The sequence below is a fragment of the Winogradskyella marina genome, from assembly GCF_015645385.1.
Classification (GTDB): domain Bacteria; phylum Bacteroidota; class Bacteroidia; order Flavobacteriales; family Flavobacteriaceae; genus Winogradskyella; species Winogradskyella marina.
Genome location: NZ_JADOET010000001.1, coordinates 743901 through 764303, shown reverse-complemented (window position 1 = coordinate 764303; position 20403 = coordinate 743901). Strand labels below are relative to the sequence as shown.

18 protein-coding genes are annotated in these 20403 nt (G+C 33.9%); 8 read left to right on the top strand and 10 right to left on the bottom strand.

Annotation, left to right across the window (positions count from 1 at the left end):
- Window positions 1-51 precede the first annotated feature (51 nt).
- Complete coding sequence (locus ITJ86_RS03160) at window positions 52-3261, top strand: TonB-dependent receptor (RefSeq protein ID WP_195870143.1); 3210 nt, start codon at window positions 52-54, stop codon at window positions 3259-3261.
- A gap of 91 nt (window positions 3262-3352) precedes the next feature.
- On the opposite strand, the gene gldD is transcribed toward ITJ86_RS03160, so the two are convergent.
- The 4 genes from gldD to mutY form a co-directional block, all read right to left on the bottom strand.
- Window positions 3353-3922, bottom strand: a complete 570-nt coding sequence (gldD, locus tag ITJ86_RS03155) for a gliding motility lipoprotein GldD (protein ID WP_195870142.1) — start codon at window positions 3920-3922, stop codon at window positions 3353-3355.
- A 41-nt stretch (window positions 3923-3963) separates the two neighbouring features.
- Window positions 3964-5307 carry a gliding motility-associated protein GldE gene (locus ITJ86_RS03150; RefSeq protein WP_195870141.1) on the bottom strand — a complete coding sequence of 448 codons (1344 nt, stop codon included), beginning with the start codon at window positions 5305-5307 and terminating at the stop codon, window positions 3964-3966.
- Window positions 5308-5327: 20 nt separating this feature from the next.
- Window positions 5328-5774, bottom strand: coding sequence for a single-stranded DNA-binding protein (locus tag ITJ86_RS03145; RefSeq protein ID WP_195870140.1), 447 nt, complete (start codon window positions 5772-5774; stop codon window positions 5328-5330).
- An 88-nt stretch (window positions 5775-5862) separates the two neighbouring features.
- Window positions 5863-6903 carry an A/G-specific adenine glycosylase gene (gene mutY, locus ITJ86_RS03140; RefSeq protein ID WP_195870139.1) on the bottom strand — a complete coding sequence of 347 codons (1041 nt, stop codon included), beginning with the start codon at window positions 6901-6903 and terminating at the stop codon, window positions 5863-5865.
- Window positions 6904-7039: 136 nt separating this feature from the next.
- Between mutY and ITJ86_RS03135 the strand changes: the two genes are divergently transcribed.
- Both ITJ86_RS03135 and ITJ86_RS03130 read left to right on the top strand, forming a co-directional pair.
- Window positions 7040-7330, top strand: coding sequence for an HU family DNA-binding protein (locus ITJ86_RS03135; protein WP_008270198.1), 291 nt, complete (start codon window positions 7040-7042; stop codon window positions 7328-7330).
- A 308-nt stretch (window positions 7331-7638) separates the two neighbouring features.
- On the top strand, window positions 7639-9183 hold the full coding sequence (locus ITJ86_RS03130; RefSeq protein WP_195870138.1) for an Rne/Rng family ribonuclease: 1545 nt from the start codon (window positions 7639-7641) through the stop codon (window positions 9181-9183).
- 373 nt (window positions 9184-9556) lie between these two features.
- Here the strand turns inward: ITJ86_RS03130 and ITJ86_RS03125 are convergent, their stop codons facing one another.
- The 6 genes from ITJ86_RS03125 to ITJ86_RS03100 all read right to left on the bottom strand — a co-directional run bounded on the left by ITJ86_RS03125 (window position 9557) and on the right by ITJ86_RS03100 (window position 16558).
- On the bottom strand, window positions 9557-10276 hold the full coding sequence (locus ITJ86_RS03125) for a Bax inhibitor-1/YccA family protein (RefSeq protein WP_195870137.1): 720 nt from the start codon (window positions 10274-10276) through the stop codon (window positions 9557-9559).
- Window positions 10277-10375: 99 nt separating this feature from the next.
- Window positions 10376-11071, bottom strand: a complete 696-nt coding sequence (locus ITJ86_RS03120; protein ID WP_195870176.1) for a zinc metallopeptidase — start codon at window positions 11069-11071, stop codon at window positions 10376-10378.
- Between the two features lie 113 nt (window positions 11072-11184).
- Window positions 11185-12285, bottom strand: a complete 1101-nt coding sequence (gene ald, locus ITJ86_RS03115; RefSeq protein WP_195870136.1) for an alanine dehydrogenase — start codon at window positions 12283-12285, stop codon at window positions 11185-11187.
- Between the two features lie 310 nt (window positions 12286-12595).
- Complete coding sequence (locus tag ITJ86_RS03110) at window positions 12596-12955, bottom strand: hypothetical protein (protein ID WP_195870135.1); 360 nt, start codon at window positions 12953-12955, stop codon at window positions 12596-12598.
- 6 nt (window positions 12956-12961) lie between these two features.
- Complete coding sequence (gene leuS / locus ITJ86_RS03105; protein ID WP_195870134.1) at window positions 12962-15814, bottom strand: leucine--tRNA ligase; 2853 nt, start codon at window positions 15812-15814, stop codon at window positions 12962-12964.
- A 186-nt stretch (window positions 15815-16000) separates the two neighbouring features.
- The gene (locus ITJ86_RS03100) at window positions 16001-16558 is read right to left on the bottom strand and encodes a porin family protein (RefSeq protein WP_195870133.1); all 558 of its coding nucleotides are present in this window, start codon (window positions 16556-16558) and stop codon (window positions 16001-16003) included.
- A 242-nt stretch (window positions 16559-16800) separates the two neighbouring features.
- Here ITJ86_RS03100 and ITJ86_RS03095 point away from each other — a divergent pair, with 242 nt between their 5' ends.
- The 5 genes from ITJ86_RS03095 (at window position 16801) to ITJ86_RS03075 (ending at window position 20384) form a co-directional block, all read left to right on the top strand.
- A complete protein-coding gene (locus ITJ86_RS03095; RefSeq protein ID WP_195870132.1) occupies window positions 16801-17679 on the top strand; it encodes a cell division protein FtsX in 879 nt (292 codons plus the stop codon).
- An 82-nt stretch (window positions 17680-17761) separates the two neighbouring features.
- The gene (locus ITJ86_RS03090; RefSeq protein WP_195870131.1) at window positions 17762-18025 is read left to right on the top strand and encodes a DUF3098 domain-containing protein; all 264 of its coding nucleotides are present in this window, start codon (window positions 17762-17764) and stop codon (window positions 18023-18025) included.
- A gap of 56 nt (window positions 18026-18081) precedes the next feature.
- The gene (locus ITJ86_RS03085) at window positions 18082-18873 is read left to right on the top strand and encodes an undecaprenyl-diphosphate phosphatase (RefSeq protein WP_195870130.1); all 792 of its coding nucleotides are present in this window, start codon (window positions 18082-18084) and stop codon (window positions 18871-18873) included.
- Entirely contained in the window at window positions 18874-19572 is a 699-nt protein-coding gene (gene truB / locus ITJ86_RS03080; RefSeq protein ID WP_195870129.1) for a tRNA pseudouridine(55) synthase TruB, read from the top strand. It begins immediately after the preceding gene.
- Window positions 19573-19721: 149 nt separating this feature from the next.
- On the top strand, window positions 19722-20384 hold the full coding sequence (locus tag ITJ86_RS03075) for a hypothetical protein (protein WP_195870128.1): 663 nt from the start codon (window positions 19722-19724) through the stop codon (window positions 20382-20384).
- Window positions 20385-20403 lie beyond the last annotated feature (19 nt).

Below are 20403 nucleotides of genomic sequence, written 5' to 3'. Positions count from 1 at the left end.
AGACTAATGCGTAAATTTGCGCTAATTAAAAAACCAATTAATTTAAATTTTATGAAAAAATTTAACCAATTTTTATTGGCAACTGTATTGACACTGTTCTCTACAGCTGCTTTTGCTCAGGGTGTTACAACGGCAGCCATTAGTGGGCAAGTAACAGAGGCAAATGGAAATCCTTTGCCTGGTGCTAGTATTGTAGCTGTTCATACACCGTCTGGAACAACATATGGTGTTGCTTCAGATTATGATGGCTACTACAGAATATCTAATATGAGAACAGGTGGACCTTACACTATTACAATTTCTTATGTTGGATTTGAAGAGTTTAAGGATGAGACTTATTATTTAAATCTTGGAGAAACAAAAAGAATTAGTATTTCTCTTTCTGAAGATGATAATACCTTAGAAGAAGTTGTTATTACCGGTCAAAGCAACAGTATTTTTGATTCGGGTAAGACAGGTGCTGAAACTAAAGTGTCTCAAAGACAAGTTAACACATTGCCTTCTATTTCAAGAAATATTGCAGACTTTGCAAGATTAACTCCTCAAGCAAAAATTTCAGGAGATGATGTTATCTCAATAGCTGGTCAGAACAACAGGTATAATGCTATTTATATTGATGGAGCAGTAAATAATGATGTTTTTGGGCTTGCTGGAAACGGAACCAATGGAGGTCAAACAGGTGTAAGTCCAATTTCTTTGGATGCCATTGAATCTTTTCAGGTTAACGTTGCTCCTTTTGATGTAAGACAATCTGGTTTTGCTGGTGGTAGTATTAATGCGATTACTAAATCTGGTACAAACACATTTACTGGATCTGCATATACCTTTTTAAGAAATCAAGATTTGGCTGGTAAAACGCCAATAGATTTAGCTGGTGATGATAGTAGAGAAAAGTTAGATGAGTTTTCTTCAAATACTTACGGTGTAAGATTAGGAGGGCCAATCATTGAAAATAAATTATTTTTCTTTGTTAATTACGAAAGAGAGGATCAAGAAACTCCACAACCATTTAATATTTCTAATTATAGAGGTGATGCTACAGCAGCAGATTTAAATACGTTAACAGATTTTTTATCTTCAAATTATGGATATGATGCTGGTGGCTATGCTAACAATACATCTTCGCTTGTTAGTGACAAGTTAATTGCTAAGATAGATTGGAATATTAATGAAAATAATACACTTTCATTAAAACATAGTTATGTAAAGGCTAACCAGTTAAATGCAAGAGCATCTAACTCGGGAAGTATCAACTTTTTTAATAGATCAATTGACTTTGAATCTATCACAAATTCTACAGCTCTTGAGTTAAATACTAAAATAGGAAATAAATTCTCTAATAATTTAGTTGTTGGTTATACATCTGTAAATGACGATAGAGGCTTTCCAGGAAATCCTTTTCCTTCTGTTCAAATTTTTGACGCAGCTGGTTCTTCTATTTACTTTGGAACGGAGCCCTTTTCTACATCAAATTTATTAGAGCAACGTGTATTTACACTAACAGATAATTTCGAAATTTATTCAGGAAGACATACAATTACTATTGGTACAAATAACGAATTTTCATCTGCAATGAATGTCTTTTTTAGACAAAACTTTGGAGATTATAGATTTGATGATTTAGCTTCATTTTATGCTGGTACACCGAACAGATACCGTCATGGTTACTCACTATTAGGCGGAAGCGGTGACGATTCAGAGGGTGCTGCTGAATTTGATTTATTCCAATTCGGACTTTATATTCAAGATGAAGTAAGCTTTACAGATAACTTTAAATTAACAGCAGGTGTAAGAATCGATATTCCATTTTGGGAAGATGGTTTAGAAAATGACGACTTTAATACACGTACCGTAGCTCTTTTAGAAAATGCTGGTAAAGATTTACATGGTGCAAGAGTTGGGCAAGGCATTGATGCTAACGTTCATGTGTCACCAAGAGTTGGATTTAACTGGGATGTAAATGGTGAAAAATCTACACAAATACGTGGTGGTCTTGGTATCTTTACGTCTAGAGTGCCTTTGGTTTGGCCTGGTGGAACTTATAACAATAACGGTTTAACAGCTGGGTATATTCAGTTAACTGGTTCTGATGCACCAGAATTTAATCCAAATCCTAATACACAATTTCAAGACCCTCCTCAAGGTAGTGGTTCTATAGGTGGACAAATTGATTTATTTGCGAAAGACTTTATGTTACCACAAGTGTTTAAGACTAACATTGCAATAGATCAGAAATTACCTGGTGGTTTCACATTCTCTGCAGATTTTATTTGGAATGACAACATTACGGCAGTAACATATGAAAACATCAACATAGCTGGACCTCAGTTTTCAACAACTGGTGCAGGTTCTAGACCAAATTATGGTTTTCAAAAAGTAGATAATACTTATAGTGATATTTATTTAGCTACTAATACTGGTGAAGGGAGTTCGTATAACGTAAGTGGTACATTAGCTAAGAATATTATTACTGATAAAATTGATATTAGAACTGCGGCAACATATTCTTACGGTGATGCAGATGGTCTTTTAGATGCAACAAGCTCTCAAAATAGCTCGCAGTGGAGAAACCTAGAAACAGTAAATGGTTCTAACCGACCAGACTTATCCACATCTGATTTCTCTCCAGGGCACCGTGTTTTAGCTAACTCAACTATAGAGTTTAAGTGGACGGATAAAATTAAGACTAGAATTGGTTTGTATTACGAAGGAGCTGAAGGTAGTCCATTAAGTTACGTATATGGCGGAAACGGAAGTGGTTTATTATCAGATACAGGGTCGTTTTCAGCTTTAGCTTATGTACCAGCTAATGCTGCTGAAGCACATTTAATTGATAATGGTGATGTTACTGCAGCACAACAATGGGAAGCTTTAGATGCTTACATTGAAAGTAATGATTACTTAAGTTCAAGAAGAGGTCAGTTTGCTGAAAGAAATGCTGATCGTACAGATTGGACACATATCATTGATTTAAAATTCGCTCAAGAATTTGGAATAACTTTTGGTAAAAAAGTGCACAAATTTGAAATCACTGCGGATATTTTTAACTTCACTAATCTTTTAAATAAAGAATGGGGTGTAAGAACATTTGCAAACTTTGATCAAGTTCAGTTATTGGATTTTGAAGGGTTTGCTTCAGATGGAACAACACCACAGTTTACATTTGACGAAAGAGCAGGTGAGACAAAGAATATCGTTGATGATTCTGGATTACAATCTTCAAGATGGCAAATGCAAGTTGGTTTAAGATATACATTCTAAAAACCATTTAGAGACATTAGTCATTAAAAATAAAAAGCCTTTCTAAGTATTTAGAAAGGCTTTATTTATTTTATCAGTATTTGATTGAAAACTATTCTTTCCAACGGATCGTTTCCATAATATGTGTAATATCCTTTTTTAAATATTCTGAAGCCGGATAAATAGAATCATAGTTGGGTTTTGCATAAAAATATAGCGAACCACTTAAAAAATGATTAATACTATCTGTAACATAAAATTGGGATTGTGACGCGGCATCTCCTCCAATTTCATATAACATACCATAAACATTTGCCTCTTTGTTCTCATATACCTTATGAGAAATTTCATCAGCTTTTATAGCGTGTTTTTGTGTGAGGTTTTGTGCATCTCTAAGTAAACTATCAATATTACCATTTTTAACTTCTTTGTAAGTGAGATAGATCGTTGCTTTTAGAGGAGTGTATTTGATATCTACTCCGTTAGTATTACCCGAAGATTTAACAGACTTAATAGGATCTGCTAGTTCGTTTTTTTCAAATGAAAACGGTAAAGGTATTTGAGTTTTTTCATACTTGGCATTTGGGTATTCAAGTCTTAAATACCCTTTAGGTTTCGGTAAAGAATCATCTCCGCAACTTAACATTAATACACTTAAAATAGGTAAAACTAGTCGTCTCATGTGTTTTCTCTATGGTTTTATTGTTCTTGGACTTAGCGTGTTTATACGTGTTGCTCTAAAAACGTAAGTTTAATTTGTTTTATGCGTTTTCGCTCTAAAGCTTCTACAGTAAAAACGTAATTTTCGAAATTTATTTTACTTCCTATTCTAGGAAATCCACCCGAAATTTCCAAAACAAATCCAGCGAGTGTTTCTGCATCACCTTTTCGGTCTTCAAAAAGTACAACATCGGCTTCAATACCAACTATTTTGTACACATCTTTTAAAGGTGTTTTGCCTTCAAAACTATAATTGTTATTATCTAGTTTGGTGTAAACTAAATCATCATCATCGTACTCGTCACTTATATCACCAACAATTTCTTCAATAATATCCTCAAGCGACACTAAGCCAGATGTTCCGCCATACTCATCAACCACAACGGCAAGATGCACTTTTTTGGTTTGAAATTCTACCATTAAATCATCTAGTTTCTTGTTTTCTGGCACAAAGAAAGGCGCTCGTAAAATTGTAGTCCAATCAAATGTTTTCTTATTTAGATGTGGTAATAAATCTTTTACATAAAGCACACCTTTAATCGTATCTATACTTTCTTCGTAAACGGGAATTCTAGAATAACCATTTTCAATAATTTCGGTAATAATAGTTTTGTATGGAGTATTTACACTCAAAGCAAACAAATCCATACGTGGTCGCATCACTTGTTTGGTATCTGTGTTTCCAAAAGAAACAATGCCTTTTAATAGTTTTTGTTCTTCTTGTGTGGTGTCGTTATCATCTGTTAACTCTAAGGCTTGCGATAATTGATCGACACTAAGGTTAGAGCGTTGTTTTCCAAATTTATTATGAATTTGAATCGTTACATATCGCATCGGTAAGCTTAAGGGTGAAAACACAACGTCTAATACCTTAAGCGGTTTCGCCATAAATGAAGAAAATTTTACACTATTTCTACTAGCGTAAATCTTAGGGATAATTTCTCCGAATAGTAAAATTAAAAATGTCGCTAAAATAACTTTAACAAAAAAGGCAAGTTTAACGTCGAAAAAATAAAAATTAATGGAGTAATTAATATCGTCAAAAACGGTGTCGCTGATGGATGCAAACAATATAACAATAGCAATATTGATAAAATTATTAGCGACTAAAATAGTGGCCAATAACTTTTTGGGACGTTCTAACAGTGATGCAATTATTTGCATGCCTGGCGATTTGTTTTCTAAACCGTCGTCTAAGTTAGATTTGGTAAGCGAAAACAAGGCTACTTCTGCTCCAGAAATTAAAGCGGAACACAGCAGTAACACTACGAGCACAATGATGCTTGTTATAAAAGAAGTATTAGCAATTAATAAAGAGGATATTAAAACCGTGGGTTCTGGGTCCAAGATAAAGTTATATTAAATGGTTAAAATGGCAAATCATCATCACCTTCTTGTTCTGAAGTAGTCGATGCAGATGGTTGCGATTGAGGATTAGCATTTGGTGTGTTAGACGTTTTTGGTCGTTGTTGATCCGTTTTAGGAGTTAAAAATGTAAATTCATCACATTGTATTTCTGTAGAATAACGCTCCATACCTTTATCGTCCGTCCATTTTCTAGTTTTTATTCTACCCTCAATATAGACCTTGTCACCTTTAGAAAGGTATTTTTCACAAATTTCAGCAGCTTTATTTCTAACAACTATATTATGCCATTCTGTATTAGATATGCGCTCATTAGTCTGTTTACTAATATACGTTTCACTCGTAGCTATTGGAAAGCGGCCAACACAATTTTTATCATCAAAATAGTGCATTTTTACTTCATCTCCTAAGTTTCCAATTAGCATCACTTTATTTAAGGTTCCAGACATAATATTTAATTTTTAATTGATTACAAAGTTACTCAATTGCTTAGTCACTAGTTTAAAAGTAGTAAAAAAATGTGATTTCTTTAAGGTTCTAAAAACTGAAATTGTCAATAAAGTCACTTATAAGCACAGGAGCAGGATATTTTGAAAGTGAATTAACTAAAATTGCTTCTTTAGGAAGTGACTTTACCTCTATAATCCAAAACTTAGTGTAAAGGTGTTGGTGAGATAATTTGTGAACAATATCTGTTTCATTATATAAGGAGTAATCGAAAGATTCAGTTGTTAATGCGGCCGCATCAAAATTTAAAAGATGAAATTCATTTGCAGTTAAACTTTTTTCAGATTCTATTAAAGGAAATTGATAGAGCTGTTGCCATATTCCTTTTTTAGTACGTTTTTCAAATAGTGTCTTTTTATGTTGATCTATAAACACCAAATAATTAAAGTATTTAACGGTAACTTTCGTTTTCTTTAATTTTATAGGAAGTAGGTCAACCTTTTGCTTTTGTATAGCAACACAACTATCTTGGAAAGGGCAAATGGAACAATCCGGATTTTTAGGCTTGCATTGTAAAGCACCAAATTCCATAATAGCTTGGTTGTAGGTTGCTGGCTGATTGTGATCTATTAAAGAAGAAGCCAATGCTTTGAATTCTTTTATACCTTCAGTTGAGTTTATTGGAGTGTCAATTCCGAAATAACGCGATAATACACGATACACATTACCATCTACAACAGCAGCAACTTCGTTGAACGCAATAGAAGCAATGGCACTTGCTGTATAATCACCAACTCCTTTTAGCTTTAATAAGTCTTTATAATTGTCTGGAAATTCACCTTTAAGTTCATTTACAATATATTTAGCTGACGCATGAAGATTTCGAGCTCTAGAATAATATCCTAATCCTTGCCAAAGTTTTAAAATATCCGATTCAGATGCTTCAGCAAGATCAAAAACAGTAGGGTAATTGGCAACAAATGCGTCATAATATGGTAATCCTTGCTTAACTTGTGTTTGTTGTAAAATAATTTCTGATAGCCAAATATGATAGGGATTACGTGTTTTTCTCCATGGTAATTTTCGCTTTTTGACTGAGTACCAATTGATTAGTTTTGTGTTGAAATCCATTTAATTTTTTTAATGAAAAGCAAAATTAAATGTTTATTGTGTTAAATTTTAATTAATTACGTTTGAACTATTGAAATTAAATTACCTATATTTGCATCCCTTATAAAATTATAGTAACCCCTAAAACTAGTAAAAAATGACAAAAGCTGATTTAGTAGCGAAAATATCTGATAAATTAGGTATAGAAAAAGGTGACGTACAAGCCACTGTTGAAACATTCATGGAAGAAGTGAAGACATCTTTAGAAAGCGGAGATAACGTATATTTAAGAGGTTTCGGAAGTTTTATCATTAAAACAAGAGCTGAAAAAACAGGTCGTAATATTTCAAAAAATACTACAATAAAAATTCCAGCACACAACATCCCAGCATTTAAGCCTGCTAAAGTATTTTTAGAAGGAGTAAAGTCTAATGTTGAAGTAAACTAAGAAAGCATTTAAACAAAATATTAATCTAAAAAGCATTATTTATTATGCCAAGTGGGAAAAAAAGAAAAAGACACAAGGTAGCGACGCACAAGCGTAAAAAGCGTAGACGTGCGAATCGTCACAAAAAGAAATAAATTGTTAAAAGTAGTTTTATAACTACTTTTTTCAGTTTAAATGAAACGTTCTTTGATATAGAATTTAATAGCATTTAATAGAGTGCTATTCGATTTGTTGGATATTACATCCTGTGTCAAATAATTTAGTAAAATCCATCTATCTCAATGAAGAGTTAGATATAAATTAACATTATGAACAAGGAATTAATCGTAAGATCGAGTTCAGATATTGTTGATTTTGCCTTATTAAAAGATGGAAAACTTATTGAATTACATAAAGATGAAGAGGATAACAACTTTGCGGTTGGTGATATTTTTATTGCCAAAATCCGTAAAGTTATTCCTGGTTTAAACGCTGCGTTTGTTAACGTTGGCTATGAGAAAGATGGTTTTTTACACTATCATGATCTAGGACCGCAATTGCCTTCACTTTTAAAATTCATTAAACGTGTAAGCACAGGGAAATTAAAGGATTATACCCTTAAAGACTTTCCTATGGAGAAAGATTTAGATAAAAATGGCAGCATAGCAAACGCCATTAAATCTAATCAATCCCTATTAGTACAAGTAGTAAAAGAACCGATCTCTACAAAGGGTCCACGCATTAGCTCTGAATTATCTATTGCCGGAAGATACATTGTCTTGGTCCCGTTTTCTAATCGTATTTCAATTTCACAAAAAATTGATTCGCAAGAAGAAAAAGACCGTCTTAAAAGACTCGTAAAAAGTATCACACCTAAAGGGTTTGGAGTTATTATTCGTACTGTAGCAGAAGGCAAGAAAGTTGCCGAGCTCGACACTGATTTACAAAATTTGCTGGATAGATGGACGGCAATGTGTAAAAAATTGTACAAAGCGCATCACCCAACTAAAGTATTGGGAGAAATGAATAAAGCATCCTCTATTTTGAGAGATATTTTTAACGATTCATTCTCTGGTATCATAGTAGATGATGAAGAAATGTATGTACAAGTAAAAGATTATGTGCAACAAATTGCACCAAAAAAAGAATCTATAGTAAAGTATTACAAAAATGGTGTTCCAATTTTTGAGAAATTTGGCATAGAACGTCAGATTAAAACATCATTTGGTAGAACGGTTTCTATGGCAAAAGGAGCGTACTTGGTAATAGAACATACTGAAGCATTGCATGTTGTTGATGTTAACAGTGGTAACCGTTCTAATAAAGAAAAAAACCAAGAAGATACCGCTCTAGAAGTCAACATGATCTCTGCCCAAGAAATTGCAAGACAATTGCGTTTACGTGATATGGGAGGCATTATCGTTATCGATTTTATTGATATGGGTAAAGCAGAGAACAGAAAAAAGCTTTATAATTATCTTAGAGATGAGATGAAAGATGATAAAGCAAAGCATAAAATATTGCCGCCGAGTAAGTTTGGATTAGTGCAAATTACCAGACAACGCGTTAGGCCAGAACGCAATATTAAAACGAAAGAAGAAAATCCGAACCTAATAGGAGGAGACGAAATCGAAGCGCCAATTAAAGTGGTGGAGCGTATTAATCAAGATCTACAACGAATTTTCAAAAAAGACTATAAAAAGGTAACACTTAATGCACATCCTTTTATAGCAGCCTTTTTGACCAAAGGGTTTCCATCACCACGTTCAAAGTGGTTTATTGAACATAAAAAATGGGTAAAAGTTTTACCTAGAGATGCTTACACATATCTTGAATACCATATTTATGATAAAGATGGTAACAAAATCAAATAATATCTATTAAAAAAGCCCTTCCAAACTTGGAGGGGCTTTTTGCTTTTTTAAGTTTATTAACTCTTATTTATAACGTCTTCTTGTATTCCAAATCATTGAGCTTGCGTTACTAAATTGTTTAGTTTTTGTTCCAACTTTGCTCTCTGCTGTTATTTGCTTATTTAATTTCATAATTTATTTATTATCTCTTTTTTTTCGAGGTGCAAATGTACGACGCTTATACGCTTTAGAATACAATAGATTTGACAGCATTGTGTGTTATATTACCCTTATTTTGATTTTTTTAACACTAATCGGGTCAAAATAAAATATCTATTAAAAAAGCCCAACTAAAAGTTTTAGTTAGGCTTTTCATTTTTTGTATAATTTGAGTTTAATCTCTAGACATAAATATTCTTAAAATATACCAGAATAATAGCATTAAGGATGCAAATAACCCTAAAGCTGCCGGAATATAATCTTCAACTCCATAGGTCTTTACTAAATTAGAGGTTTGATACAAAATAGAGCCTCCTGCTAATAAACACATCGCTACAGAGAACCATAGACCTAAATTGAAACCAAAAATTGCTCCTGCTATAATTAGACCTATCGCTATAAAGAAACCTATAGTTAATCCTGTTTTTAAGAATGAGAAATCGGTTTTTGTCATTAACACAGCGGCAGATAAACCTGTGAATAACGCTAAAGTTACAATCGATGCCTGATAAAGGACCTCAGAACCAGATGGTCCCATAAGCTCTGTCACTATATACAACATAGGTACAAAAATTAAGGCTTCAAAAAATATGTAAATGCCGTAGGCTAGATACTGCTTATTTTTATCAGTTGTTTTCATAGCCATGCTTTCAGCATAATTTGTAGCTAACATGAACCCTCCTAAGAGTAATAACCATTTATAACCTTGAGTCATAGAAAGCATAAAGTTGACTACGGTTTCACTTTGTAATAGAAGATATTCGAATAAAATAAATACTAACACACCACCTGCAACGTGTGAGTATGTTTTTTTGTAAAAAGCAGTGCGTTCAACCTCAGAAATATGACCTATTAATATTTTTTCTGAGGAGTGATTTGGGAATTGATTATCCATAGTATAATTTAGTTTAGAAATGTTAAAGTAAGTCTTTTCGTGCTACACAACAAAAAAAGCCCTGAAAATTCAGAGCTTTTAATTTTTATATTTTAAGTATTAATCTCTACCCCCAAACACTTGTAGTGCCCAATATAATAGAGATGCCAATGCTCCAATAGCCGCAACTAAATAGGTTCTGGCTGCCCATTTTAATGCATCTTCAGAACCTTTGTACTCATCCGGAGTTAGCATGTTTTTGTTTTTTAACCAAGCTAAAGCTCTGTTACTGGCATCATACTCTACAGGTAAAGTAACAAAGCTAAATAAGGTCGCAAAGCCCATAAATACTAAACCAGCTACAGCAACCCAGTAACCTAAGCCAACACCAGCAGCAGCCCCTAAAATTAAACCACCAATTACTAACCATTGCGACATTCCAGAGGTCACACTTACAATTGGTACTAATGCAGATCGCATTCCTAAAGCACTGTAAGCTTGGGCGTGTTGTACCGCATGCCCACATTCGTGAGCAGCAACTGCAGCTGAAGCTGCGTTACGCTGATTGTAAACGGATTCACTTAAGTTAACGGTTTTATTTTTTGGATTGTAATGATCCGTTAATTGACCCGGTGTAGAAATAACTTCTACATCATAGATACCATTATCTGCCAACATTTTTTCTGCAATTTCTCTTCCAGACAAACCATTGCGCAATTGTACTTTTGAGTACTTCGCAAATTTGCGTTTTAGTTGATTACTCACTAACCAGCTTACTAAAGCAATAGCACCAATTAGTATGTAATATCCGATCATTCCACTCATAATTTGAAATTTTTAATTCATGTAAATTTAATCAATGAATTGCAAATAGTGCGCCAAATTTGAGTTAAGAAATTTTGTCATGGTTTTAAGTAAGAACAACTAAATTACATCGCATCAACAGACCAGTTGAAGGCTTCTGCGATTTCTTCATATACAATCTTACCCTGAACAATGTTTAATCCTTTGGCAAGAGTTTTATCTTTTTTACATGCAGTTTCCCATCCTTCATTTGCTAAACGAAGCACATAAGGTAATGTTACATTGGTTAGCGCTAAAGTAGAGGTGTACGGTACAGCGCCTGGCATATTTGCGACACAATAATGAACAACATCATCTATAATAAATGTTGGATCTTGGTGTGTGGTTGCTTTTGTAGTTTCAATACAACCTCCTTGATCTACTGCTACATCTACTAAAACAGTTCCTGGGCGCATATCTTTAAGCATATCTCTAGTGATTAATTTTGGTGCGATTGCTCCTCTAACTAATACACCACCAATAATTAAATCGTGATCTTTTATACGTCTTCTAATATTGTATTCACTTGAAAACTCAGTAACCACATGGCTTGGCATAACGTCGTTTACGTAACGTAATTGTTTCATGTTAATATCCATAATGGTAACATGAGCTCCTAATCCTGCAGCCATCTTTGCCGCTTGAATGCCTACAACACCAGCTCCTAAAACTAAAACACGACCTGGAGGTACACCTGGCACTCCACCTAATAATACACCACGACCTTTAATAGGTTTTTCTAAATATTTTGCACCTTGTTGAATGGCCATTCTTCCGGCAACTTCAGACATTGGTGTTAATAATGGTAAGGATCCATCAACATCCTCAACCGTTTCATAAGCAATACATACCGAATTACTTTTGAGCATCGCCTTTGTTAATGGTTCACTAGAAGCAAAATGAAAATAAGTAAAGACCACATGGTTAGATGTAATTAATGGGTACTCCTCAGCAATAGGTTCTTTTACCTTTACAATCATGTCGCTTGAAGCATACACCTCTTCTATAGTATCTAAAATAATGGCGCCAGCTTTTGTATAGTCCAAGTCCGAAAAACCACTACCAAAACCTGCTGTTTTTTGTATAAAAACGGTATGGTCATTTTTGGTTAATTCGAAAACTCCAGATGGTGTCATACCAACTCGGTTTTCGTTGTTTTTGATTTCCTTTGGAATTCCAATTTTCATGTTTTGTAGATTTTGAGATTGTTTGTAGGAAGAAAGTACTATCAAAAAAATTAGCTATGCAAATTTCTGCATAAGGTTGAATTCATTTTTATGAATTTACTATTTAGAAGCTTTTATTTTGAAAACTATTAAAAAATGTACTGATTTTGAGGTTGATATGGTATTTGGCAACCAAACTCCAAAATTAGATGACGCTAAGTGTTTAAACAGAACTACTTAAGTGAAAACCACCAAATCATTTATAAACTCGAAACGGGATTTCTGAAATGACACCAGTATTGCGCTTGAATAGAAAATAAAATTACTAGCTTTACTTAGGTTGGGTATGGACTTTAATGACGCGATTATCCCTAAAAGTAAGTTTGAGTTGCATCAGTTTAGGGTCCGAAAAACTCTCTTCAACACCTATTTCGTATGTAAAAACCTCAGTGTCGTTAAATTCTGACTCGTTGGGTTGTCCTAGTTGCTCAATAACCTCTGTTTTTGTGGCGTTAATAAACAGTTTTTTTTCTAATATATCGTCTACCATTTTATAGCGTAAACTGGGACTTTGTCTCCAGGTATCCTGATCAAAACGTTCCTCAAATTGGTAAATTAAAATTGTGCTCGCAACAAAAGCTATAAAGAATATAAATCCTATTTTGTCGTTTTGCTTGAGCCTTATGTTCATACTTATTTAACCTACAATGTTCACAATTTTACCAGGTACTACGATAACTTTTTTAGGTGTTCTACCATCTAATTGAGCAATAGTTTTTTCGTGAGCCATAACCGTTTTTTCAATCTCGTCTTTGCTCATATCCATTGGCAATTCTAGTGTAAAACGCATTTTACCATTAAATGAAATAGGATATTTTTTACTGCTCTCTACTAAATGACTCGCGTCAAATATTGGAAAACTTGCCGTAGATATAGAATTAGCATTTCCTAACTGCGACCATAATTCTTCTGCAATATGTGGCGCGTAAGGTGAAATTAAAACCAATAAAGGTTCTAAAACATCTTTACTTGTACACTTTTGAGACGTTAATTCATTTACAGCAATCATAAAGGTAGATACGGACGTGTTGAACGAGAAGTTCTCAATATCTTCTTCTACTTTCTTTATGGTTTTATGTAGTGTTTTTAAGTTGTCTGCTGTTGGTTGAGCATTATTAACTTTTAAACCATTGTCACCTATATATAATTTCCAAAATTTCTTTAGGAAGTTATGTACACCTGTTATACCTGCTGTATTCCATGGTTTATACTGTTCTAGAGGTCCAAGGAACATTTCGTAAAGTCTTAAACTGTCTGCTCCGTAATCTGCAACAATATCATCTGGATTAACGACATTGTATTTAGATTTAGACATTTTTTCGACATCTCTTCCCACTTTGTAAGCACCATCTTCAAGAATAAATTCAGCATCTTTAAAGTCTTCTCCAAACTCTCCATCAGATTTTAAGCCTTCAATATCTAATTCATCTGAAGCATTTACATATTGTACTTTTACGTGAATAGGTAATACATTTTTATCTCCAACAAGTCCTTTAGAGTAATATGTGTTATTGCTTTCATCTCTATAAACAAAAGCACTAGTTCCCAAAATCATTCCTTGGTTGATCAACTTTTTAAAAGGCTCTTCGACATTAACGAAACCGCGATCTTTTAATAGTTTAACCCAAAAACGTGAGTATAATAAATGACCTGTTGCATGTTCGCTTCCTCCAATATATAAATCGACGTTTTCCCAATAGTTGAGGGCGTCTTCGCTTGCAAAAACACCATCTCTATTCGCAGCATCTTCCATATAACGGAAGAAATACCAAGAACTTCCTGCCCAACCAGGCATGGTGTTTAATTCTAAAGGAAACACGGTTTTATGGTCTATTAAATCATTACTGACCACTGAATTCTGGTTGACGTCCCAAGCCCAAACGTCAGCTCTTCCTAAAGGTGGTTCGCCTGTTTCGGTTGGCAAATACTTTTCAACTTCTGGAAGTTTAATAGGTAAATGCTCGGCATCTATCATTTGTGGCATGCCGTTGACATAATACACAGGGAACGGTTCTCCCCAATATCGCTGACGAGAAAAGACAGCATCTCGCAATCGGTAATTGGTTTTGCCTTCCCCTTGTCCCAACTGTTCCAAGTCATAAATAGCACGTTTCGATGCTTTTTTATAGTTCATGCCATTTAGGAAATCGCTATTAGCAATTTTCACATTGTCTTTTGAGGCGAATGCTTCTTTAGAAATATCAACACCTTCAAATATATTTGGAATTGGAATGTTAAAATGTTTTGCAAAATCGTAATCGCGTTGGTCTCCACATGGAACAGACATTACAGCTCCTGTGCCATAGCCAGCAAGTACGTAATCGCCAATCCAGATAGGAATTGGTTCTTTTGAAAACGGATGCTCTGCATAAGCTCCTGTAAAGGCTCCTGAAATGGTTTTTACATCTGCCATTCTATCGCGTTCACTTCGTTTTGCAGTCGCTTCAATATAGGCTTCAACTTCTGCTTTTTGTGCTGCGGTTGTTATTTGAGAAACGAGTTCGTGCTCTGGTGCTAAGGTCATAAAAGAGACTCCGAAGATGGTATCTGGCCTTGTGGTGAAGACATCTATTTTTAAAGACTCTTCGACTTCGCTCAGAGTGACATTCGGTAAAACATTAAAAGATACAGATGCTCCAACAGATTTTCCTATCCAGTTTTTCTGACTTTCTTTTAAAGAATCTGTCCAATCAATAGTATCTAAACCTTGTAGTAAACGTTCTGCATAAGCCGAAATTCGCATGCTCCACTGCGTCATTTTTTTACGAACGACAGGATGGCTTCCACGTTCGGAAACTCCATTAACAATTTCGTCGTTAGCTAAAACGGTTCCTAATGCAGGACACCAGTTGACTTCCGTTTCTGCTAAATAGGTGAGTCTGTATTTTAAAAGAATGTCTTGTTGTTCTTCTGAGGAGTAATTAGCCCAATCTTCTGCTGAAAAAAGCTCAATATTATCATCGCAAACAGCATTGATATTTTTATTGCCCTCTGAAGTAAAGGCTTCAATTAAGGTGTCAATATGTTCAGCTTTATTTGAATCGTTATTATACCAAGATTCAAATAATTGAATAAAAATCCATTGGGTCCATTTGTAATATTCAGGATTTGAAGTACGTACTTCACGACTCCAATCGAAAGAAAACCCGATTTGATCTAACTGACGACGATAGGTTTTAATATTCGCTTCTGTAGTAACTGCAGGATGCTGACCAGTTTGAATAGCATACTGCTCTGCTGGCAAACCAAAACTATCATACCCTTGCGGATGCAACACATTAAATCCTTTGTGACGCTTGTAACGTGCATAAATATCACTAGCAATATAACCTAAAGGGTGACCAACATGCAAACCTGCTCCAGATGGATAAGGGAACATATCTAATACATAATATTTAGGTTTATCACTTATGTTAGTAGCTTTAAACGTTTGGTTTTTTGCCCAATAGTCTTGCCACTTTTTTTCTATGCTGTTAAAATCGTACTTCATTTAAATTGTTTTTTCGTGCAAAGGCATTGCGTATTCATATATTCTTTGCGCGAATTTGTCTTTACTTTAGAGCGCAAATTTAATAATAACCTCCTTAACTGCCTATTTTAAAATCAATAGGAATTATAAAAGAAAAAGCACCTTGTTTTAGACAAGATGCTTGTAGTAGGTTTATGTTCCGGTAGATTAAAATTTGTATCCCAAACCAACTTGAAAAACACTATTAGTAATATCTGGATTCTCTGCAACCGTTGAAATCCCGAAGTTATAACGTGCTTGCACAAATAGTTTTGAGTTAAGATTATAACCAAGACCTACATTGGCTCCGATATCTACACTAGACGCATCTGTATCGGCATCGGGTAAATCGCTATCTATGTACTCAGCTTTGTCATTTACGAGAAAAGAAAATTGTGGTCCTACCTCTAAGCTAAAACCTTCAGTTAAATAGTATTTTGCCATAACAGGAATAGCTAAATAATCGACTTTTATTTTTACCACATCTTGAGCTTCTGAGCCTTGTGTTGAGTATAAAAGTTCTGGTTGAAGTGAAAATTTTTCACTTAATGGAATTTCAGAAATGAATCCTACATGAAATCCGACGAGGCTATTTCTGTCTGCATCACCTCCTGTAAAGTTAGAAATATTTAGTCCGGCTTTGGCTCCAAATTCAATATCTTGAGCATTAGATTGTTGGGTGAATCCTAAAGTAGCAAGTAATGCTACAAAACATAATTTTTTCATAATAATTGATTTTTATGGTTTTTATTGATTGTTGAAGATTTGACAAAAACTATGCCATGCGAAAATTGAAAAATCATAAAATTTTAAATCTTTCAGTGTTAGTGTGTTATAAAAAAGGATGTCATTTATAATCATTCATATACTTTTTAATGTCATTTACAACACTATTAAAACTTAGCCGTTGTTATAGTAAACATAAGCAAATTCTTTATTATTTTTACAGCATAAATCTACATGTATTCATGGCATCATCTTTTGACAAATATCAAAAACGTAAACTTATATCGTCTTACGTCTCTGTAGTGATCAGTATCGCTTTGGTTTTGTTTCTACTAGGCTGTTTAGGTCTATTGGTTATCAACTCTAAAAAAGTAGCAGATCACTTTAAAGAGCAGGTAGTGATGACTATTTATTTAAATGATACCGCAAAAGAGGTAGAAGTCAACCAGCTAAAAAAGAGTTTAGCAATGGCAGATTATACCAAGGATGCGTTGTATGTCTCAAAAGAAGAAGCAGCTGAGTATATGAAAGCTGAAACAGGTGAAGATTTTATGGATTTTGTGGGTTACAATCCATTAAAGAATTCGATAGATGTTCATTTGAATGCAGAGTTTGTTACCACTGAAAAATTAACTGAAATTACAGAAGGCCTTTCCAATAAAGCGTTTATTGAAGAAGTAAGATACGATAATGATCTTGTAGAACTCATGAATGATAACGTTAAAAAAATTACGTTTTGGGTATTAATTATTAGTGGTTTGTTTACGTTAATTGCTGTGTTATTGATTAATAGTTCTATTCGTTTAGCCGTTTATTCAAAACGATTTATCATAAAAACAATGCAAATGGTTGGTGCAACCAAATCTTTTATCCGACGACCTTTTGTTTGGAAAAGTGTACAACTTGGTATTATTGGTGCACTTGTCGCCTTAGGAGGAATGGCAATTGTATTGTACTATTTAGACCTAACGTTTCCAGAATTGGAATTACTGAAGAACTCAATGCTAATTATTGGATTATTTGTTGGTATTTTCCTTTTAGGCATTCTAATCACTTGGATTAGTACATTTATCGCCACGCAACGTTTCTTAAACCTAAAGACAGATCATTTGTATTACTAGATGTTAGGAAAATACTAATGTGAACTTATATTTATAAATAAATCTGTTACTTTGCAACGTATTAAAGCATAGCTTAAAGATTATGGGAGAACAAAAACGTAAGGAAGACAATACATCTGAATTCATTTTCGGAAAGAAAAATTATAAATTCTTATTTATAGGTTTAGCATTTATTGTTGTTGGGTTTATCCTAATGTCTGGTGGTGGTAGTGACGATCCTAATGTTTTTGATGAATCTATTTATAACTGGAGACGTATCCGTTTAGCACCAACACTTGTATTAATTGGTTTTGGTATTCAAGTTTATGCTATTCTTTTAAATCCTAAAAAGGGCGTAAAAAAATAATTCATTTTTTATATACATTTACAGCGTATCACTCTCTTAATTGATACTTTTACCTCATGGAAATTATAGATGCAATTATTTTAGGGATTATCCAAGGTCTCACTGAGTTTTTACCGGTATCATCAAGTGGTCACTTAGAAATAGGAAAAGCCATTCTTGGCGATAATTCTGTACCAAAAGAAAGTTTGTTATTTACAGTTGTCCTTCATTTTGCCACAGCATTAAGTACTATGGTTATTTTTAGAAAGGATATTCTTCTAATTATAAAAGGAGTTTTAAAATTTGAATGGAATGAAGATCTTCAGTTTATTTCAAAAATCGCCTTATCCATGGTACCAGCAGTTATTGTTGGAGTCTTTTTTGAAGAAGAATTAGAACAACTCTTTAACGGAAATATTTTGCTTGTAGGATGTATGCTTATTGTTACAGCGGTTTTACTTTTCTTAGCAGACAAAGCGAAAGACACACAGAAAAAAGTATCTTTTTCTAATGCGTTTGTAATTGGTATTTCTCAAGCTATTGCAATGCTACCAGGTATATCGAGATCTGGAGCTACAATTTCTACCTCTGTATTATTAGGTAATGATAAAACTAAAGCAGCACGATTCTCTTTCTTAATGGTTGTCCCTCTTATTTTTGGTAAAATTGCGAAAGACCTTTTAGGTGGAGAATTAACTTATGATAGTTCTAATGTTACCGCTTTAGGTGTTGGATTTATTGCTGCATTTGTCGCAGGTTTATTTGCTTGTACTTGGATGATTGCTTTGGTGAAAAAAAGTAAATTATCTTATTTTGCTATCTACTGCGTCGTTGTTGGTCTTATTGCTATAATTTGGTCTCTAGTATAAATGAAAACAGAAGAAGATTATAAAACCGGACAAGTCTTATTAATTGATAAGCCACTAACATGGACGTCTTTTCAGGCCGTTAATAAATTGCGCTGGTCTATACGACAAGCTTTCAGTATTAAAAAAATTAAAGTAGGTCATGCTGGTACTTTAGATCCTTTGGCAACAGGTTTGTTAGTGATTTGTACAGGTAAAATGACCAAGCAAATTAATACGTTTCAAGGTCAAGAAAAGGAATATACAGGGACTTTTGCTTTAGGTGGCACAACTCCGTCTTTTGATTTAGAAACTGAGGTCAATGAAACCTTTCCAACAGATCATATTACAGAGGAATTAATTTATTCTACCACCCAACAATTTATTGGTAAAATAGACCAATTTCCACCAGTGTTTTCTGCGATTAAAAAAGACGGAAAACGTTTGTACGAATTTGCAAGAGCAGGTGAGGAGGTTGAGGTAAAATCGAGACAAGTAGAAATTACAGAATTTGAAATCACAAAAATAAGTGGTTTAGAGTTACATTTTAGAGTGGTTTGTAGCAAAGGAACTTACATTAGATCCTTGGCAAACGATTTTGGAAAAGCTTTGAATTCTGGAGCACATTTAGCGTCATTACGTCGCACTCGTATAGGTGATTTTAAAGTTGAAGATGCTCTTACTCCCGAAGCTTTTATAGCCAATTTGCCTTCTAAAGCTTGATTTAACACGGGTTTATGATGGGTACTTAAACTTTTTCTTCATTATATTCGTATCTATTAATAGACTAAAACTATTTTAAACTGAATTTTGTTGATAAACATAAAGCCGCAATAATTACATTTCTTTTAGTAGGAATTGTAGTTTTTGGTATGTTTAGTCTTCAGTTAAAGATCCAAGATGACTTAGTAACTGAGAGTTATTACCTTATGGAACCAGAGCCTGAAATCACAAAAGAAGAGCTTCAGGAGATTGAAGATATCAACGGTGAATCTACCAACAAAGCATTTAACGAAGATCAGGAATACAAAGAAATGATGCGCAACTTTAAAACTGTTGACGCTAATGATTTTGAACGCACTACAAAAGCCATGGCAGAAGCTAAGGCAAGTGAGGTACAGGAGGAAACGAGTATTACTAAAACCTATTCAGGTAGTAATGCATATGCCTTAAATTCTGACGAAACACAATCGTATAAAAAACTACAAGAAGCGTTAAAACAACGTCTTAACAACAAAAAACAAGCAGACGAACACGCCAAAACAAAAAGCACACTTACCTATTCATTAAAAGGTAGAACTCTAGCGCATTATAAAACACCACGATATTTATGCGAAACTGGTGGGAAAATAGTAGTGAGTATTAGAGTTAATGCGTCAGGAGATGTTATTGATGCTTATATCAATGGATCTTCTAATTCTAACAACCAGTGTTTAATAAATCATGCTATTTCTTATGCCGAAACGGTTCAGTTTGACACCTCAGACAAAAACGAACAATTAGGCACCATTACGTTTTTGTTTAAAGGGAAATAGTTGAATTTGCGACCTTTTT

Coding starts and splice junctions, on each gene's coding strand:
- ITJ86_RS03145 (WP_195870140.1), bottom strand. CDS start 5,774: ATGTCTGGAACCTTAAATAAAGTGATGCTAATTGGAAACTTAGGAGAT.
- ITJ86_RS03125 (WP_195870137.1), bottom strand. CDS start 10,276: ATGGATAATCAATTCCCAAATCACTCCTCAGAAAAAATATTAATAGGT.
- ITJ86_RS03110 (WP_195870135.1), bottom strand. CDS start 12,955: ATGAACATAAGGCTCAAGCAAAACGACAAAATAGGATTTATATTCTTT.
- ITJ86_RS03160 (WP_195870143.1), top strand. CDS start 52: ATGAAAAAATTTAACCAATTTTTATTGGCAACTGTATTGACACTGTTC.
- ITJ86_RS03120 (WP_195870176.1), bottom strand. CDS start 11,071: ATGATCGGATATTACATACTAATTGGTGCTATTGCTTTAGTAAGCTGG.
- ITJ86_RS03085 (WP_195870130.1), top strand. CDS start 18,082: ATGGAAATTATAGATGCAATTATTTTAGGGATTATCCAAGGTCTCACT.
- ITJ86_RS03135 (WP_008270198.1), top strand. CDS start 7,040: ATGACAAAAGCTGATTTAGTAGCGAAAATATCTGATAAATTAGGTATA.
- leuS (WP_195870134.1), bottom strand. CDS start 15,814: ATGAAGTACGATTTTAACAGCATAGAAAAAAAGTGGCAAGACTATTGG.
- mutY (WP_195870139.1), bottom strand. CDS start 6,903: ATGGATTTCAACACAAAACTAATCAATTGGTACTCAGTCAAAAAGCGA.
- ITJ86_RS03130 (WP_195870138.1), top strand. CDS start 7,639: ATGAACAAGGAATTAATCGTAAGATCGAGTTCAGATATTGTTGATTTT.
- truB (WP_195870129.1), top strand. CDS start 18,874: ATGAAAACAGAAGAAGATTATAAAACCGGACAAGTCTTATTAATTGAT.
- ITJ86_RS03075 (WP_195870128.1), top strand. CDS start 19,722: ATGTTTAGTCTTCAGTTAAAGATCCAAGATGACTTAGTAACTGAGAGT.
- ITJ86_RS03090 (WP_195870131.1), top strand. CDS start 17,762: ATGGGAGAACAAAAACGTAAGGAAGACAATACATCTGAATTCATTTTC.
- ald (WP_195870136.1), bottom strand. CDS start 12,285: ATGAAAATTGGAATTCCAAAGGAAATCAAAAACAACGAAAACCGAGTT.
- ITJ86_RS03100 (WP_195870133.1), bottom strand. CDS start 16,558: ATGAAAAAATTATGTTTTGTAGCATTACTTGCTACTTTAGGATTCACC.
- gldD (WP_195870142.1), bottom strand. CDS start 3,922: ATGAGACGACTAGTTTTACCTATTTTAAGTGTATTAATGTTAAGTTGC.
- ITJ86_RS03095 (WP_195870132.1), top strand. CDS start 16,801: ATGGCATCATCTTTTGACAAATATCAAAAACGTAAACTTATATCGTCT.